At 37.0% G+C, this 17,290-nt stretch carries 12 protein-coding genes and 1 pseudogene; 2 read left to right on the forward strand and 11 right to left on the reverse strand.

The window, feature by feature from the left end; all coding sequences use genetic code 11:
- Window positions 1–17 precede the first annotated feature (17 nt).
- The 6 genes and pseudogenes from addA to JFU18_RS09790 form a co-directional block, all read right to left on the reverse strand.
- The gene (gene addA, locus JFU18_RS09765; RefSeq protein WP_201034847.1) at window positions 18–3,743 is read right to left on the reverse strand and encodes a helicase-exonuclease AddAB subunit AddA; all 3,726 of its coding nucleotides are present in this window, start codon (window positions 3,741–3,743) and stop codon (window positions 18–20) included.
- The gene (gene addB, locus JFU18_RS09770; protein ID WP_201032669.1) at window positions 3,740–7,255 is read right to left on the reverse strand and encodes a helicase-exonuclease AddAB subunit AddB; all 3,516 of its coding nucleotides are present in this window, start codon (window positions 7,253–7,255) and stop codon (window positions 3,740–3,742) included. Before addB ends, addA begins: the two co-directional genes overlap by 4 nt.
- 117 nt (window positions 7,256–7,372) lie before the next feature.
- Window positions 7,373–7,936, reverse strand: a complete 564-nt coding sequence (lepB, locus tag JFU18_RS09775) for a signal peptidase I (protein ID WP_002011277.1) — start codon at window positions 7,934–7,936, stop codon at window positions 7,373–7,375.
- Between the two features lie 208 nt (window positions 7,937–8,144).
- On the reverse strand, window positions 8,145–8,738 hold the full coding sequence (locus JFU18_RS09780) for a TVP38/TMEM64 family protein (protein ID WP_002011278.1): 594 nt from the start codon (window positions 8,736–8,738) through the stop codon (window positions 8,145–8,147).
- 355 nt (window positions 8,739–9,093) lie between these two features.
- Window positions 9,094–9,690 (reverse strand): annotated as a pseudogene (locus JFU18_RS09785) (DUF4306 domain-containing protein).
- Window positions 9,691–9,936: 246 nt separating this feature from the next.
- Window positions 9,937–10,518, reverse strand: coding sequence for a competence protein ComK (locus tag JFU18_RS09790; protein WP_002064195.1), 582 nt, complete (start codon window positions 10,516–10,518; stop codon window positions 9,937–9,939).
- Between the two features lie 436 nt (window positions 10,519–10,954).
- Between JFU18_RS09790 and JFU18_RS09795 the strand changes: the two genes are divergently transcribed.
- The gene (locus JFU18_RS09795; protein WP_085309698.1) at window positions 10,955–11,140 is read left to right on the forward strand and encodes a hypothetical protein; all 186 of its coding nucleotides are present in this window, start codon (window positions 10,955–10,957) and stop codon (window positions 11,138–11,140) included.
- Between the two features lie 115 nt (window positions 11,141–11,255).
- On the opposite strand, the gene cspA is transcribed toward JFU18_RS09795, so the two are convergent.
- Window positions 11,256–11,459, reverse strand: coding sequence for an RNA chaperone/antiterminator CspA (gene cspA, locus JFU18_RS09800; protein WP_002011282.1), 204 nt, complete (start codon window positions 11,457–11,459; stop codon window positions 11,256–11,258).
- 275 nt (window positions 11,460–11,734) lie between these two features.
- On the opposite strand from cspA, the gene JFU18_RS09805 reads away from it, so the two are divergent.
- The gene (locus JFU18_RS09805; RefSeq protein ID WP_002011284.1) at window positions 11,735–12,229 is read left to right on the forward strand and encodes a DUF6584 family protein; all 495 of its coding nucleotides are present in this window, start codon (window positions 11,735–11,737) and stop codon (window positions 12,227–12,229) included.
- 136 nt (window positions 12,230–12,365) lie between these two features.
- On the opposite strand, the gene aceA is transcribed toward JFU18_RS09805, so the two are convergent.
- The 4 genes from aceA to JFU18_RS09825 form a co-directional block, all read right to left on the reverse strand.
- Window positions 12,366–13,643 carry an isocitrate lyase gene (aceA, locus tag JFU18_RS09810; RefSeq protein ID WP_033708881.1) on the reverse strand — a complete coding sequence of 426 codons (1,278 nt, stop codon included), beginning with the start codon at window positions 13,641–13,643 and terminating at the stop codon, window positions 12,366–12,368.
- Between the two features lie 25 nt (window positions 13,644–13,668).
- On the reverse strand, window positions 13,669–15,258 hold the full coding sequence (gene aceB, locus JFU18_RS09815; protein WP_201034846.1) for a malate synthase A: 1,590 nt from the start codon (window positions 15,256–15,258) through the stop codon (window positions 13,669–13,671).
- Window positions 15,259–15,441: 183 nt separating this feature from the next.
- Window positions 15,442–16,107, reverse strand: coding sequence for an S-layer homology domain-containing protein (locus tag JFU18_RS09820; protein ID WP_000727132.1), 666 nt, complete (start codon window positions 16,105–16,107; stop codon window positions 15,442–15,444).
- A 329-nt stretch (window positions 16,108–16,436) separates the two neighbouring features.
- On the reverse strand, window positions 16,437–17,087 hold the full coding sequence (locus JFU18_RS09825) for an S-layer homology domain-containing protein (RefSeq protein ID WP_201034845.1): 651 nt from the start codon (window positions 17,085–17,087) through the stop codon (window positions 16,437–16,439).
- Window positions 17,088–17,290: the final 203 nt, after the last annotated feature.

Consider the following 17,290-nt stretch of genomic DNA (forward strand, 5'->3'; position numbering starts at 1 on the left):
TAACCCCTTTCTAAGCTCTATTCGTCAATATTTACAACATGATTTCCATCAAAGAAATATAAACATTTCTCTTTCACAGGATGTTTTAAGCTTTTCTCGAGTGCTTTTGCATATAGTGAAAGCTGTACTTTGTATCGGTCTTCTAAAATTGGTTTCGCTTGATCAAATCCGCCTGGGAACTTTCCTTCAATCGTATCTGTTTTAAAGTCGATTAAAGTAATTCCATCTTCCTCTTCGATCATGCAGTCGATAACCCCTTGGACAAGTATTGATTCGCCTTTCTTCCCTTGCCAATCTTGATACGCTTCTTCTGCTGAAAGCATCATCGTAAATGGTACTTCGCGCTCAACACTTTTTGCTGCTAATACCCTTTTACCTAAGTCACTGTCAAAGAATGAAATTACCTTTTCAATCGCTATTTCTTCAGCTTGTTCAAATGTTAATAGTTCTTTATTTACCATTCTTGCAATTTGTTCTTGAAGAACTTCGATCGTAATTGGTTTCTTCAAATCTACATGCTGCATAACGGCATGGACTGCTGTCCCTCGCTCTGCGTATGTTAGCCCTTTTTTCTCCATAAAGCGCGGACGTGTTTTAATTGGTGCACGAAGTTTTTTAATAAAGGCGTTATCGCTACCTTCTTCAGATTGATAATTTCTCTTTATTTCTGTAACAGACTGTTTCGCACGGTGAGATGTCGCGTCCGCATACCCGTATTCCCACATTAATCTGTCGTACACTTCTTCTTTCCGTTCACTTTCTAACGGAACAGCTTTTTTATCGCGAAGCGCTTCTAATAACTCTTGTTTCTCTTCTTGAACTGGTTCTGGCGCAAGTAAATCTTTTCCTTCAACAACTTCTACTTTCCAGCTAGCACTATATTCATAAATTTCGCCTGGAATATTTCCTTGTCCTAATTCAAGAAGCCTTTCACTATCACGGTGTCTATATAAGGAAGGTGCAATCCAGTCTAAGTAGCAAGACGCTCCAGCGCGTATATGGTCTGGTAATAACCATTCACTATGCTCTCTTGCATCGAGCCATTTTTCCATTTCTTTATTTGCATCTTTAACTGTTCCAATTAAAATCAACTTCTCTTTTGCACGTGTTAACGCTACGTATAGTACGCGCATTTCTTCCGCAATTAATTCCATCTTCATTTTACGCTTAATCGCTAGTTGCGATAATGTCGTATATTTAATTCGTTTACGAGGATCGATAAATTGTGAACCGAAACCGAAATCTTTATGAAGTAAGAAACGCTTCATTAAATCTTGTGTATTAAAACGGCGACCAAGTCCAGCTACAAATACGACTGGGAACTCTAGCCCTTTACTTTTATGAATCGTCATAATGCGAACAACATCTTCTTGTTCTCCGAGGGCTCTCGCCGTTCCCATATCATCTCCGCGTTCTAAAATACGCTCAATAAAGCGCAAGAAGCGGAATAATCCTCTAAACGATGTTGCTTCATATTGTCTTGCACGGTCATATAGTACGCGTAAGTTTGCCTGCCTTTGCTTTCCGGCTGGTAAACCGCCGACAAAGTCGTAATAGCCTGTCTCACCGTACACTTTCCAAATTAAATCAGAAAGAGATTGTTGACGCGCAAATTCACGCCACCCTTGCAGTAAGTTATAAAACCACTCTAATTTATCATGCAATTCTTGTTCTTCTTCAAGCGGCGCTCCCTTTAAGAATGAGCTCATCACTTCATAAAACGAGCCTTTCTTTCCATGAGCACGAAGCGTCGCAAGTTCTTCGTCATTTAGTCCAACGATCGGTGAACGAAGTACAGCTGCAAGCGGAATATCTTGCATCGGGTTATCAATGACGCGGAATACGTTCATCATAATATTTACTTCTGTCGCTTCAAAGTAACCAGTCGCAAGGTCAGCATATACCGGAATTCCTTGTAGTTTTAACTCTTCCATAATTTGCGGCGCCCATGGCATGGAGCGAAGCAAAATAACGAAATCACGATATTGCACTGGGCGCATACTATCAGTTTTACGATCATACACTGCATAGCCTGAATCGACCATTGCTTTAATACGCTGCGCCATAAGACGAGCTTCAAGCTGCGCTTTTTCTACTTCGGCACCTTCTTCACCGTCTTGCACTTCTTCCTCAGTTTGCTGAATACATAATAGCTCTGCCGCTACATCTTCACCTTCTGGATAGCTAGCACCTAGCTTTAATTCAGCGTCAGCATCATAATCGATTTCGCCGACTTCTTCGCCCATAATTTGTTTGAAAATAAAGTTCGTACCTGCTAGCACTTCATGACGGCTACGGAAGTTTTTCGCTAAGTCAATCTTCATTCCGCCGCCCGATCCTTCTTGTGTGAAACGTTTATATTTTCCTAAGAATAAACCAGGCTCTGCTAGTCGGAAACGATAGATTGACTGTTTTACGTCACCAACCATGAACAAGTTTCCTTCACTCTCAGAATCTTTCGTTACGAATTTAATAATTGATTCTTGTACGAAGTTCGTATCTTGATATTCATCAACTAGTACTTCCGCAAATTTATTACGATATTGAAGCGCTACTGCTGACGGCTTCATTTCACCGCCTTCACTTTGCTCGCTTAAAATTTGCAAACAGAAATGCTCTAAATCTGTGAAATCGACCATTCCTTTATCTCGCTTAATCGCTTGGAAACGCTCTGTAAATACTTTTACAAGCTTCACGAGTTTTTCTAATACAGGATGCATATCTTGAAAATCTCGTAAGAAACTTTCGGGTCTGCGGCTAAATAGCTCTTCTTGTAATTTCTTCACTTCATCTTTCGCTTTATTACGAAGAGAATCTACTTGTTTTACAACATCTTCGTTGTAATCACTTTTTTTAATACGCTTTAACGTTTGCCACGATACATTTTGCATCGCTTCATAAACGCTTGTCCACGATCCACTCGCTGCTGAGGATAACGTTCCAAGTAAAGCTAAATCCGCTTGTAAAGTTTCAACGCGAGGCGCTGGACCATCAGGAAGCATTGCGAGTTCAGTCGCCTTACGAATATGCTTTTCCGCTGTTTCAAGCTGAAACTTCACATCTTCTAATAAGTAAGAAGCGTACACTAAATCTTCAATCGTCTTTCCTTCAACGTCGTATGCTTCTACTAATTTATCAAGCCACTTCTCCGGGTTTGGATGCGCTCTTGATTCTGTATGAAGCGCTAAAATCATTCGTTGTAAGTCATCGTCACTACGGTCACTCGTATAACGATCAACTAGTTCAAAGAAAATACTATTATCTTCGATTCCATATTCTTCTTCTAATATGTCATCTAGCACTTCTTCTTTTAATAACTCATTTTCCGTTTGGTTCGCAATACGAAAACGAGGATCGACATCAAGCATGTAATAATATCCTCTAATAACTTGTAAACAAAATGAATGAATTGTAGAAATGGAAGCTTTATTTAATAAGCTAAGCTGCTTTCTTATATGCTGTGAACCTGGCCCATCAATTAATACTTTTTCTAACGCTTCCCCAATTCGATTTTTCATTTCTTGCGCTGCTGCATTCGTAAATGTTACAACGAGCAGGCGGTCGACATCGACTGGATTTTCCTCACTTATAATCTTTTTAATAATACGTTCAACTAATACCGCTGTTTTCCCTGATCCAGCTGCCGCTGCGACTAAAATATCACGTCCGTTCGCTACAACCGCTTTCCACTGGTCATCTGTCCATTGACTACCTTCTGGTTTCTGAGGCCAATTTTCTATCATTCTCCGCCAACCTCCTCTCTAATTTTCTCCATCGCTTCGCTATCTTTCATATCTTTTAACGTACGGAATTGGTTATCTTCAAGTGATTCATCAAATTGACAAACAGATTTGAAGTTACAGAACGTACATGCCGCTTTATTCCCCTTTTTGTAAGGAGCAATATCGATAACACCTTCTGTAATGTCTTTTCCGATATTTTCAAACGAGTGGTGTACATATTTTTGAAGTACGTTAAACTCTTGTTCACTTGCAATGCTAGAACGCGCACTAAAACTACCATCTTTTTTCAGACCAGCAGAAATAATATCAGAGCTTCCTGTTGAAAGTTTATTATCCATTAAACGCACAACGTCAGCATCTCCTAGTACGAGACCTTTCATTTTAAATTTCTTTAAAATTTCTTTCTCAATTTCTTCTTCAGATGCATCGCCTTTCATCTCAACAATCGGGTTATGAATATGGAAATACAATACACCCGCCGGTGATGCAGTACTGCCCTTTTTCATCCACGTATGTGCATTTGAAGTAACAACATCTAAATACGTTAACATTTGAAGTGCGAGTCCGTAATACACTTCTGTTAAATCTAACGCTTTCGAACTTGATTTATAATCAATAATACGAAGGAACGTACCACTCTCATCTTCCGCCTTATCAACACGGTCAATACGGCCAACTACTTCCATCTTCACACCATTTGGCAACGCAAATTCCATCGGCGGAAGCGATCCAGTCCCGCCCATACCGAACGGTACTTCTAAATCAACTGGTACAAATCCACTCGACTTCGCATGTTCACGAAGAATAAGTGACGTACGGAAAATGATTTGTTGTAGTTTTTGCTTTAAATAGAAATGACGGTTCGAACTTAATAAAATTTGTCTTTGTAATAACGGTGCAATTTCTTCTATTACTAAAGCAGAAAGGTGTTCACACTCTTTTATTGATAAATCCGCCCAAGTCCGATTTTCACGTAATAGCTTGTCTGCAATTCTCTTCAGCGCTGCATGGAATAATTCACCGATATCTGGCGCATCAAGTTTGAAAATATCACGCTCTCTTAGCGATAAACCGTGCTGGGCAAAATGAGCGTACGCACAGCGATTAAATAGTTCCATACGAGAAACGCTTCCCTTAATTGTATCTCCATATAAATCCCTACTTACATCTGTACTTAGTTTCTGTGCACGATTTCGGTAGAATAAACTTGATAACACACGGCTACTTTTTTGCTTCCATTCATCTGAAGTAACGTAGAAGTTATATACGTCCCACCAAAAGTCTAAATTCCCTTCAAATCCGTATCGCTTCCACGTTTGCAGTTGCTGCATGACATAAGACAACGTTACTTCTGGCGTTGCTACATATGAGATTTGTTCCGAACGCGATAAGTCATTTACATCATTCGTAATAAACGATTCTTTCACATCAGGGAACATTCTTTTTATTTTTTTAATAAAACTAGAAGCAAGTAACGTCTTTCCTTCTTCATCCGCAAGTGGACAGGAAATGTATAACTTCTCAGATGCTCTCGTCACCATTTGATACATAACGAACTGTTCTTCTAATAAAGTTTGTCTCGTCGTTGGTGCTAATTCGATACCTGCAGCGGTGAGAACATTTCTTTCCTCATCAGAAAGCATACCTTCATCCATAGGCGCTGCTGGAATCACTCCTTCATTTACTCCAATAATGAACGTCGCTTTAATATCTGATAATCTAGAATGATCAATGTTAGCAACTAACACTTGATCTAGTGACGGCGGAATATTCGCAAATTGAAGTGCCTCAAGACCTGTCGACATAACCTCCGTAAACATTGAAAGGGACATCTTCTCTTCGCCAAGCATCTCAACGAACGTATCAAGAAGATTCATCACTTCTTCCCATACTTGCTCATGGTCTGTCGCAAATAAGAAATCTCCATTTTCTTCTGCACGAACACGTAATTCTTCTAGTTTTTTCGGAACGTCAAGCTCCTCTAAAAATAAATATACCGCTTCGCACATTTGCATAACTGTTCCAGCACGCTTCAGTCTTTTTTGCATACGAATAATTGGCGTTCTTACAACGTCGCGAAGTCGATTTATTCTCTCTTCCATTTCACGCTCACTGTCTGTTATCATTTCGCTCGCATCATCAAGAGAACGATAACGACGATACATCCACGGATCTTCAGAAGTCCATCTCTTCCCTTGTACACCGTACGCTAAACAGTAGTTTTCAAACTCATCCATCTCTTCGCGCATCGCTTCTTTTCTTACATCTAATGGATATAAAAGCTCTGTTTTCACGCAGCGAAATACTGCATCATAACGCCAATTCCCGCTAATAATCTCGAGTGCAGAACGAATACATTCTACTAGCGGATGATGTGACATTGGGCGTTTTTCATCGATGAAATGCGGGATATTATAATCCGTAAATAACGTTCGCATTACGTCGTAATAACTTTCTCCGTTACGAAGAAGGACTGCGATATCTCGGTAACGATAGTCTTCATCCGCCACAAGTCTTCTAATTTCACGAGCTACACCTTCTACTTCAGCTCGTAAATTAGCTGCTGTACTAATTGTTACACTCGCTTCACCATGATACTTTTCATTCGGACGCGCTTCATAATGCGTTTCTAAATGAGCTAATGCTGGAGAATGAAAACGCGGTTGTTCCATAAGTGGAATTGTTTTTTCAATTTCTATTTTCTCTTCACGCGCTACTTGTTTTATTCGTTCATACGTTAACGTCGTTTCATAAAATAAATCTAGTTCATTCACTGGCTGCGCTAACGTTTTTTCATCTATCGTTAATGTTATTGTTACTCTTGTTCCTAATTTCATTAGCCCTCTAACGATTTCTAGCTCTTGAGGAGAAAATGAATGGAATCCATCTATATAAATTTCCGCGCCTTTTACATACTCAGAGTCTGAAAGCTTCTCAATTAATAATTGTAAGTAGTCTTCTGAATCTAAATACTTTCCGATTAAAGCACGTTCAAAATCATCATATAGTAACTGTAAATCATACACTTTATTCGCTAGTAGCTTTTGCTCTGCACTACTGCTATGCGTGTCTAATTGTTGCCACATTTCATATACGTTAGACGGCGTCACATTGTAACGTTTAAACTCAGCAATCATACTACCAAGATGTTCAAAGAAACCGTTTTGCTCCGCTGCTTTTTGAAACACAGATAGTCCATCTTTACGAGATTCTACAATTTTACGAAGCAACATATGTACACCAGCTTCATCAATATGAAGACGACTCGCTCCGCCAACTTCTTGCAGCACCTTCCACGCTAATCGCGAAAAACTAAAAACTTGTGCCCGAATAGAACCTCTTACATCTTCACTCCCAATTAACGCCTGCTGCGTTTGGAATGTCATCTGTTCTGGCACAAGATATAATATTGTTTTCCCTCTTGGGCGCTGTTTTAACTCTTCTTGCACTTCGTGTAAACAAAGTGTACTTTTTCCACTTCCAGCTCTACCAATCACAAATCGAAGTGACATGAAACCCCACCTTTCACTTACATAACGAACGTTAGTTTGCTATCACAATTGTATTATAGGACGATAAAAAAGACAAACATACTCGTTTGTCTTTTCCTTATACTTCATTTTATTATATCAGCCTTTTGAGAAATTCGTTTGTACCTCTTGAATCGGCCAATATCGTAAATCAACTTTACCGACAACTGTATCAGCTTTCACAAAGCCGAAGTGCCTACTATCCCAGCTACCAAGGCGGTTGTCACCAACTACAAAAATAGAACCGGGTGGTACAAACTTTTCTTTCGTTAACTCTTCTAGTTTAAAATCGCCTGTTAATTGCCGTCCATTTGTCTCTTTCTTATACGTCTCTAAATAAGGTTCATCCACGAATTGTCCGTTTATATATAATTTATCATGCTTATATTCGATATGATCCCCAGGTAAACCGATAATTCGCTTTACATAGTCCTCTTTTTTATTCGCATGAAAAACGACGACATCAAATCGATTCAAGTCCCCTACTTGATAACTCACCTTATTTACAACGAGCATATTTCCATCTTGCAATGTCGGCATCATTGACTTCCCCTCTACAACGTACGTTGAAAAGAAAAACGTTCGAAAAAATACAGCTAATAGTACACCAATTAAAATTGTTCTTACCCACTCTAGCCCTTCTTTTTTCAAAGTTTTCTTCATTCGCTTCTCCCCTCGCCCTTTAATGATGAAGCTTGTATTTATAAAGTGAAACTTAATCGGTGGGGGTTTTGTTCATCCCCCACCGATTATTAGTTGAACCAATCGGGCATTTACGGGCAGTTTGATCTCCCACCTAACTTCTTTACTTCAGTCGAATTTTTTGGTGGGAGTTTTACTGCCCGTTAATGCGGGACAAAGAAGACTTTTCCTAATGTAGTTCTAACTTTACTTCAATTTTTTTACCGACATACCATAAAATAAAAATAACAACGCCCACAATAACCGATTTCACCGGCTTATGAATAAATGACACTAAATCATGACCGATATACGTTAAAATAAAGATCATAACAAGCTTTCCAAATGCTAATGCTAGTCCAAACTGTTTTACACTAATGCGAGATAAACCAGCTACAACATTTATAAGCGCAGATGGTGTGAACGGAAAACAAAATATAACAAAGATTGGCGCGAACCCTTTTCTTTCAATCCATCCCATCGCTTTTCGCACTCTCTCATGCTTATTTACAAAAGAAAAGAAACGACTTCTTCCAAAGCTACGAATAATGAAAAATACAAGCATTGCACCAATTACTGACCCAATCCATGAATAAAGAAAACCGAACCAAAAACCAAATGCAACAGCATTCGCCAACACAAACACAATGAGTGGCAATGCCGGAATAAGCGCCTCTATCATCGGTAAGCCAATACCGAGAAGCGGTCCGAACGCACGATAACTTTCAACAATATGATCCATATTTTCTGGTGAAAAATACTCTTTGATCGTTTGAAAATCCATTCTACACTTTACCCCTTTACTCTAATTACTACCTCTACTGTATCATTGCTTAAATGAAAGAGGAAATGGTAGATACGACATATGGAGATGTATTTATTAAAGTTTCCATATCATTCGCTAGAATTCCTTCATTATTATGCTATGATAATCTTTCAATATTCGACAAGACATGAGAATAATTTAGACACCACGCACAGATTATAACTTAACGGTTATATATTATAAAAAAGAAGAAACTACAGAAAGTGTCAATCTGTAGTTTCAAAAAAACCCTTACTACGCGTAAGGTTATTTCTACCTGTATGGAAATGAGTAATGACAAATAATTGTTATACCTTCAAACAATTATCCTTTTCTAATGACTAGTTCTTACAAGAAACTTTTTTAGTAAGCGTATACTATCAATCACGATAAGTATTAATAAATATAAGAAAGATAGTATTAATACTGTACTTGGAATAGGTAACATTCGAAATTTGTATAAAAACTTATCAATCATATATATATCTTGCTCATTCGTTATAGTAGTAGGAGTGAATATAAGGTGCTCTTGCCAATTATCTATCCAAGTTAAATCAACTGTGGAAAATTGCATTATTCCTAACCACAAGTAAAAAAAAATCGGTATGAGAACCATATATTATAAACTATGTAATATCTTTTTTTCCTTCTTACATTCAATAATTTGAAAGACAATAAGTGTCAGTACGTACACAATCGATAGAAGAAATACTATAGTGACAATTGGTTGAATTGAAAAAGCAAATAGCAATTTATCAATTTCCCTAATTTGACTATATTCTGTTGCATTTTGAGGCGTAAAAATAAAATGTTGTTTATCAGCACCTATCATTAACTGACTGCCAACGAAACCAGTAAACATAAAGGTAAGAAATAATATAGGCAAAACAAGAATATATTGCGCCCAAAATAACATGGTCCTTTTCAACATAACAGCCCCCTTTTTTATATAATAAGGAAAGAACTATCCTGTATACCGCGAATATAAAATGATATATAATCACACTACATTAAGTATATTTAGGGAAATAACCCTTATATTGTAATTATATATATCACCTTAAGTTATTAGAGAACGAAAATTCAGGAAATTAACCTTGTTTTATTTATGAATCTTACCGTGCAAATAGTATATATAACAAAATCAAAAAGGATGAGTCTCCCCATCCTTTCCCTCTTACACTTCGCCTTCCTTCACAAAATACACGTTCTCATATGCTGGTGTTAATTTAGATTCTTCATTTTTATCAATCTCTTTAAAGCAAGGATTCCCTTGTTTTTTCTTACGGTCTTCATATTCTGTCCGCAATTTCGCTGTACGATTTTGCTGATTTTCAAAGCTACTTTTTGACATTTCTAGTTTCACAGCGAAACCATTTATAAATCTAATAATAAGATTTCCATCTTTTAATTCTTTATTACCTTCAATATGAAAATGAGATAACCACGCACACTCTTTTCGAGAATAAGAATACGTAGGGAAAAAATAAAGTTGATCTGTCGGACTAATTGCGATAGGAGCTTTATGTGTAATACGAGTTAACTCCTTCGTTCCTTCTTTTCTTCCAAAGAAACTAGAACCATGTTTCCGGCAACTTCTCTCTATAATATCAAGAGGCTTTTGAAATACGAAAAAAGAATCTTCCATTTCAACAATTCGCGTAACAACTTTCTTTTCTCCTAGAACAACAGGAAGTAAGGCCATTGTATTTTTGCTTACAACATAGTTTTCGACATAACGTTCTACTTTACTTTCCATAGTCTACTATCTCCTTTTTTCCATTTATATTAGCAGCTGCATATATAATTTTAGCACCTATGAAAAGGAAATGGTTTACAGATTACGCTTTTTTACAATCTTTTATCATTTATCAAACATTTTATAAATCTCAAAATAATAATATGAAAATAAACACGTTAATGACTATATAAAAATTATTTATACTGTCTACAAATGTTTATAATCGCCCCCTCTTTTCACATCATTACAACAATCAACTTTGCTATAATTAAAATATAAAGTGAAACTTTAATCAGTGGGGGTTTTGTCCATCCCCCACTGATTATTAGTTGAACCAATCGGGCGTTTACGGGCAGTTGATCTCCCACCTAACTTCTTTGCTCCAGCTGAATTTTGAGGTGGGAGTCTTACTGCACACAAATAGCGGGATAAATCAAATACACGGAGGTCTCTCATGGAAGAAAAGCAAGATCATCCAACAATTCAAATGAAAAATAGTAGCATTATTATCGTAAAAAATTCTGCAAGTATTATATTCGGTCTATTTTTTATTTTACTGTTCTTCGCGAAGCCTTTTCGTAAATCTAAATGTCCAGAATGTAAGAAACGCGAAAAGAAAAAAGCTGTGAAAGAACACTAAAAGGCTTTCCTTTACGGAAAGCCTTTTTACATATCGATTATCAGTTCATTGTTCTTCATATTCAACAAAAAAAGGATGGCATAAGCCATCCTTTTTTCTATAATAAACTATAAAATTATAGTTTGATTACGTTTTTAGCTTGAGGTCCACGGTTGCCATCTTCGATTTCGAAGCTAACTTTTTGGCCTTCTTCTAAAGATTTGAAACCGTCAGTTTCGATTGCAGAGAAATGTACGAATACATCGTTTTCGCCTGGAACTTCGATGAAACCGAAGCCTTTTTCGTTGTTAAACCATTTTACTTGTCCTGTAACTGTCATAATTATTTCCTCCTACGAAAATACATTTTATTTAGTCTTCATGTATAAAAAAAGAATCCACACATTATCAAATTCGAAACATAAACTAGTTCTCACATACTTTTCCCCGTTTGTTTTCGGCATTTGATAATATATGGATTGCTTAATTTAATTATTCAACTGGTATTATCATAACACACTTAAAATAGAATGTACAATCTTTTTAAAAATAAAATTTCTAAATTTTAGTATTTCTTATAAAATATAACCATACCTATTCTAATAAGGAGGCGTGTATGACAGAAATAATCCCTAAAAAAACATTAAAGAGAATTGAAAAAGATATTGAAAATAACAACCTTGGAAAAGCAAGAGATAGATTACACGGATTAATCACTACTTATCCGAATGAATTAGCACTTAGGAAAAAACTCGGTGACATTTACTTTACATTACAATACCCAGAAATGGCTGGACGGTATTGGTATCTTGAAAAAGAGAAAACAGATGTTATGCACGCGGCATGTCTACAGTTTGAAAAATCGATGGGAAACGACTCTTATCATATTGTACGTGCTTTAAAATTCAAAGGAGATCGTAACATTATTACAGGACTACACACCGAACGTCCCTTACAGCCATTGCAGAAAAAAGTGATAGAGGAACTAATTGATGATTATGAAGAAACATGGAAAGACAAACTATTTACATGGGGCTGTCTATCATTATTCGCATTCCTTCTTTTTACTGCTATCGTTGGTATATTCACTATATTGGATTGGATATTTTAAATAGAAGTGAACGTCCCACAATACGACGACAAATAAAATTACATCAACTTTCCGACAAAGTTTAACAATGTCAGCGACGTAATAATAAATAAGAAAAGTGCCCCAAAAATATTTTTTGGGGCACCTACTTATACCTTTATTTCGTAAACTGCTCTTCTTCCGTAGATCCTTTTAAAGCAGTCGTTGATGAAGTACCGCCCGTAATTACTTGTGCTACTTCATCAAAGTATCCTGTTCCTACTTCGCGTTGATGGCGCGTTGCAGAGTAACCATCTTTTTCTGCTGCGAACTCTGCTTGTTGTAATTCAGAGTACGCTGCCATGCCGCGCTCTTTATAACCACGCGCTAATTCAAACATGCCGTAATTTAATGAATGGAATCCAGCAAGCGTTACGAACTGGAATTTATAACCGTATGATGCAATTTCTTTTTGGAAGCTTGCAATTGTTTTTTCATCTAATTTTTGTTTCCAGTTAAAAGAAGGGGAACAGTTGTAAGCAAGTAGCTTCCCTGGATATTTCTTATGAATTGCGTCCGCAAAGCGTTTTGCATCTTCTAAATTTGGCTCCGACGTTTCACACCAAACGAGATCTGCATACGGCGCATACGCTAAACCACGTGCAATTGCTTGATCAAGACCTGCTTTCGTATGATAAAACCCTTCTGGCGTTCTTTCACCTGTAATAAACTCTTGATCAACTGGATCGATATCGCTCGTAATTAAATCTGCCGCATCTGCATCTGTTCTTGCGACGATAATTGTTGGTACACCCATTACATCCGCAGCAAGACGTGCCGAAATTAAATTACGCACCGCTGTTTGCGTCGGTAATAATACTTTTCCGCCTAAATGCCCGCATTTTTTCTCTGAAGATAATTGGTCTTCAAAGTGCACGCCAGATGCACCCGCTTCAATCATCCCTTTCATTAATTCAAATACGTTTAACTGTCCACCAAACCCAGCTTCAGCATCCGCCACAATTGGGACGAAATAATCCGTATCACCGTTACCTTCCATATGCTGAATTTGATCAGCACGTTGAAGTGTTTGGTTAATTCGTTTTACAACAGCTGGCACACTGTTCGCTGGGTATAAGCTTTGGTCAGGATACATATGTCCAGAAAGGTTCGCATCTGCCGCTACTTGCCAACCGCTTAAATAAATTGCTTTTAATCCAGCCTTCACTTGTTGCATCGCTTGGTTTCCTGTTAATGCCCCAAGTGCATTAATATAATCTTCTGTATGAAGTGATTTCCAAAGCTTCTCTGCACCGCAGCGCGCTAACGTATGTTCAATATCAATCGATCCGCGCAGACGAATTACATCTTCAGCTGTATATGGACGTGTTATCCCTTTCCAGCGCGTATCTAATTCCCAGCTTTCCTGCAATTTATCAATTCTTTCGTTTTTCATATGTTCCATCCCCTTTTCTTGTTTCTTATAAAATTTCATAACCCGGTAATGTTAAAAACGGCATGAACTCGTTATTACGAACAAGGTTTGTAAACAGTTTTGTAGCTTCTTCAAATCTCCCCTTATTAAATGCTTCCTTACCAATCTCTCTTTCTATTTTTGCTAGTTCTTCTTCTTTCAATTCTTCCATTAATTTAAAAGTGATATTACGGCCATCACTTAGCTTTCCACCCTCATGACGAATCCACTGCCATACTTGTGCTCTTGATATTTCTGCTGTTGCTGCATCTTCCATTAAGTTATAAATTGGAGCTGCTCCCCGCCCGCTTAACCAAGATGCAATATATTGAATACCGACGTTAATATTCGTGCGAAGACCACCTTCTGTAATCGTTCCCATCGGTACTTCTAATAAATCCTTTTCTGTTACACGTATTCCTTCACGCTTTCTAAAAATTTGATTTGGCGTTTTCATTATGTGATTAAATACTTCCATTGCAACCGGTACAAGTCCCGGGTGGGCAACCCAAGTCCCATCATGACCGTCTAAAGCTTCGCGCTCCTTATCAGCACGCACTTTCTCGAAAGCTGCCTCATTTGCTTCTGGATCATTTTTAATTGGGATTTGCGCCGCCATCCCTCCGATTGCTGGCGCATTACGACGATGACACGTTTGAATAACTTTCAAAGAATACGCGCGCATAAACGGCGCTGTCATCGAGACTTGCGCTCTATCCGGAAGTAAAAATTCATTATGATTACGGAAGCTCTTTAAGAAACTAAATATATAATCCCATCGTCCGCAGTTTAAACCAGCAGAATGATCTCTTAGTTCATACAAAATTTCATCCATTTCAAATGAAGCGTGAATCGTTTCTATTAACACAGTCGCTTTAATCGTTCCGTTCGGAATACCGATATACTTTTGAGCGAATACGAAAACGTCATTCCATAATCTTGCCTCTAAGTAACTTTCCATTTTCGGTAAGTAAAAGTACGGGCCACTTCCTTTTGCTAAAAGCGTCTTCGCATTATGGAAAAAGTACAAACCAAAATCTACTAAACTGCTAGACATGTTCTTGCCGTCAACTTGCATATGTTTTTCTTCTAAATGCCACCCTCTCGGACGCACAATTAATACAGCTGTTTTACTATTTAAACGATATTCTTTTCCGTTTTCATTTTTATGTGAGATCGTTCCCTCACTCGCATCTCGTAAGTTAATTTGACCTTCGACAGCATTTCTCCAAGTTGGTGCATTCGAATCTTCAAAGTCTGCCATAAAAAGATGTGCTCCTGAATTTAAAGCGTTAATGACCATCTTTCTATCCACCGGACCAGTAATCTCCACGCGGCGATCCTCTAAATCTTTCGGAAGCTGGGCGATTGTCCAATCCCCTTCACGTATATGCTTTGTTTCTTCTAAAAACTTAGGAAACTCCCCTGCATCAATTCTTTTTTGTTTCTCCACACGCTTTTGTAAAAGTTCCGTGCGGCGTTCATTGAAATTTTCATGCAGTTCCTTTAAAAAACTAAGCGCCTCAGGTGTCAATATTTCGTTGTACGCTGGTAACATTTCTCCGGCCAGTGTAACCCGTGAAGTTTGCGTCGACATATTAGCATCCCCTTCTTAAACTGTCTTATAACAGATTTGATTTTATGTTTTATATTATATAACAAATCTTCGGAAAAGGAAGTTTTTTTGAAAATTTAATGATTTTTTTACAAAACTGTGTTTATCCATTATGATTTCAACAAAAAAAGAGTCAGTGTTATATAACACTGACTCTTTTTTTATTTATTCAAAAATTGTCTTAAATAAGAACTGCGCATATTGTTCACGTGTTACTTTCATGTTTGGAGCAAAGTTTCCAGTTCCATCTCCTACAGAAATACCATTTGAACCTACTGCATTAATCGCATTGTATGCCCAATGTCCTTTCGGTACATCTTTAAATCCTTGTGTTCCTTTTACTTCTAACTCATATGCTACTGTAAGCACTTGAGCCATTTCTGCACGTGTTAGTGTATCTTTCGGTCTAAAGTTTCCAGTTCCATCACCGTTAAAGATACCTACCTCTGTTAATACTAAAATTTCTTCTAAGAACATTGTTGATTTTTCATTAATATCTTTGTATGGATTCTCAAGGATATCGCCTTCCTCGAATACTTCACTGAAATCGATAGTACGATAAATCAAAGCAGCTACTTGTTCACGAGTTATGTTATGTCCAAAACCGAACACGCCATTTCCATAACCAAGCATAATTTCTTCTTGTGCTAAAGTTTGAATTGCTTCGTAAGACCAATGTCCTGCTGGTACATCTTTAAAGATAGCCTGACTTGCTTGTTGTGGCTTAGGCTTAGCAGCTACTTCAGCATTCGCTGTAGCGCCTTCAGCACTAAATGCAACTCCACCCATAATTGTTAAAGCTGTTGCTACTTTTAAAATCTTTTTCTTCATTTTGTTCTCTCCCTAAAAAAACATATTTTTTTCTAATATAAAGAATTCATGGAAAAGTAACAATACACTTATCCATATAACATTTGTCTAATTTGTGAACTGTATTTCATATACTTATCTTTATACTTAATGAACAATGAAGTTACTAAATCGCTTTTAAAAAATATAAAAAGTAACTAAAATTAGTATATTTTTCCCATTTAATACTATTCACCAAACTATGAACAGCAGAATAAATATGCAAATAAACAATTTAAAATAAGAAAAAAGCGCGTTATCTTCGCGCTTTTTTAAAAAATATACTATATTAATATAATTTAAATTTCATGTTATTCATTTTTTAAGTGGAAATTAATAATAGCTTTATATAAAAATGTTGCATATTGCTCACGTGTTACAATTTTATGCGGTTCAAACTTTCCATTTCCTGTTCCTACTATGACATTATTAGATTGCAAGGCACTAATTGCATTTTTTGACCAGTAATTATTTGGTACATCTTTAAATGTATGCTGTTGCTTCACTTCAAAGGAATATGTCTGTGTAAGAACTTGCGCTACTTCTGCACGTGTTATTGTTTCTCTAGGTCTAAAGTTCCCCTTCTCATCACCTTTAAAAATACCGCGTTCTGTTAATGCTAAAATTTCATTTGGAAACATTGTTGATCTTTCAGAAATATCATTATACGGATTTTTTAACGGTCCTTCATGTTTTATATTAAGTGCGCGATATAGTACTGCGGCCACTTGTTCACGTGTTACGTTATCACCTACACCAAACTTTCCATTTCCATAACCTAGCATAATTTTATTATATGCCGCATCTAGAATATAATCATATGCCCAATGGTTTACTGGGACATCGTCAAATACAATCATTTCAGGATATTCTTCTGCTTTTATGTTAGGAACATTTGCACTTACCAATAATCCACCCATAATAGTCGCTGCCGCCATTATACGGAACATTTTTTTCTTCATAGTCCTCGCTCCTTCATTTCCACTTTATTAAAAGTGGAACATAATAGACTAAATTCTTTCCCCATATTACATATGCTGTATTTGCAAGCCCTATGTAATATATTGCATTTTTAACATCTATTATTTTGAAGATTACTAGGAGAGCCAATTCGCTCTCAATTCCAATTGGTATTCTGAATTGCATGCAAATCATTTGAAAAAAT

The organism is Bacillus sp. TH22 (assembly GCF_016651015.1).
GTDB classification, from domain to species: Bacteria; Bacillota; Bacilli; order Bacillales; family Bacillaceae_G; genus Bacillus_A; species Bacillus_A mycoides.

Bases quoted from the DNA above. Each gene is read 5' to 3' on its own strand.
- aceB (WP_201034846.1), bottom strand. From the start codon at position 15,258: ATGTCGACGCAAACTTCACGGGTTACACTGGCCGGAGAAATGTTACCA.
- aceA (WP_033708881.1), bottom strand. From the start codon at position 13,643: ATGAAAAACGAAAGAATTGATAAATTGCAGGAAAGCTGGGAATTAGAT.
- JFU18_RS09795 (WP_085309698.1), top strand. From the start codon at position 10,955: ATGGAAGAAAAGCAAGATCATCCAACAATTCAAATGAAAAATAGTAGC.
- JFU18_RS09790 (WP_002064195.1), bottom strand. From the start codon at position 10,518: ATGGAAAGTAAAGTAGAACGTTATGTCGAAAACTATGTTGTAAGCAAA.
- JFU18_RS09825 (WP_201034845.1), bottom strand. From the start codon at position 17,087: ATGAAGAAAAAAATGTTCCGTATAATGGCGGCAGCGACTATTATGGGT.
- JFU18_RS09780 (WP_002011278.1), bottom strand. From the start codon at position 8,738: ATGGATTTTCAAACGATCAAAGAGTATTTTTCACCAGAAAATATGGAT.
- addB (WP_201032669.1), bottom strand. From the start codon at position 7,255: ATGTCACTTCGATTTGTGATTGGTAGAGCTGGAAGTGGAAAAAGTACA.
- cspA (WP_002011282.1), bottom strand. From the start codon at position 11,459: ATGACAGTTACAGGACAAGTAAAATGGTTTAACAACGAAAAAGGCTTC.
- lepB (WP_002011277.1), bottom strand. From the start codon at position 7,936: ATGAAGAAAACTTTGAAAAAAGAAGGGCTAGAGTGGGTAAGAACAATT.
- JFU18_RS09820 (WP_000727132.1), bottom strand. From the start codon at position 16,107: ATGAAGAAAAAGATTTTAAAAGTAGCAACAGCTTTAACAATTATGGGT.
- addA (WP_201034847.1), bottom strand. From the start codon at position 3,743: ATGATAGAAAATTGGCCTCAGAAACCAGAAGGTAGTCAATGGACAGAT.
- JFU18_RS09805 (WP_002011284.1), top strand. From the start codon at position 11,735: ATGACAGAAATAATCCCTAAAAAAACATTAAAGAGAATTGAAAAAGAT.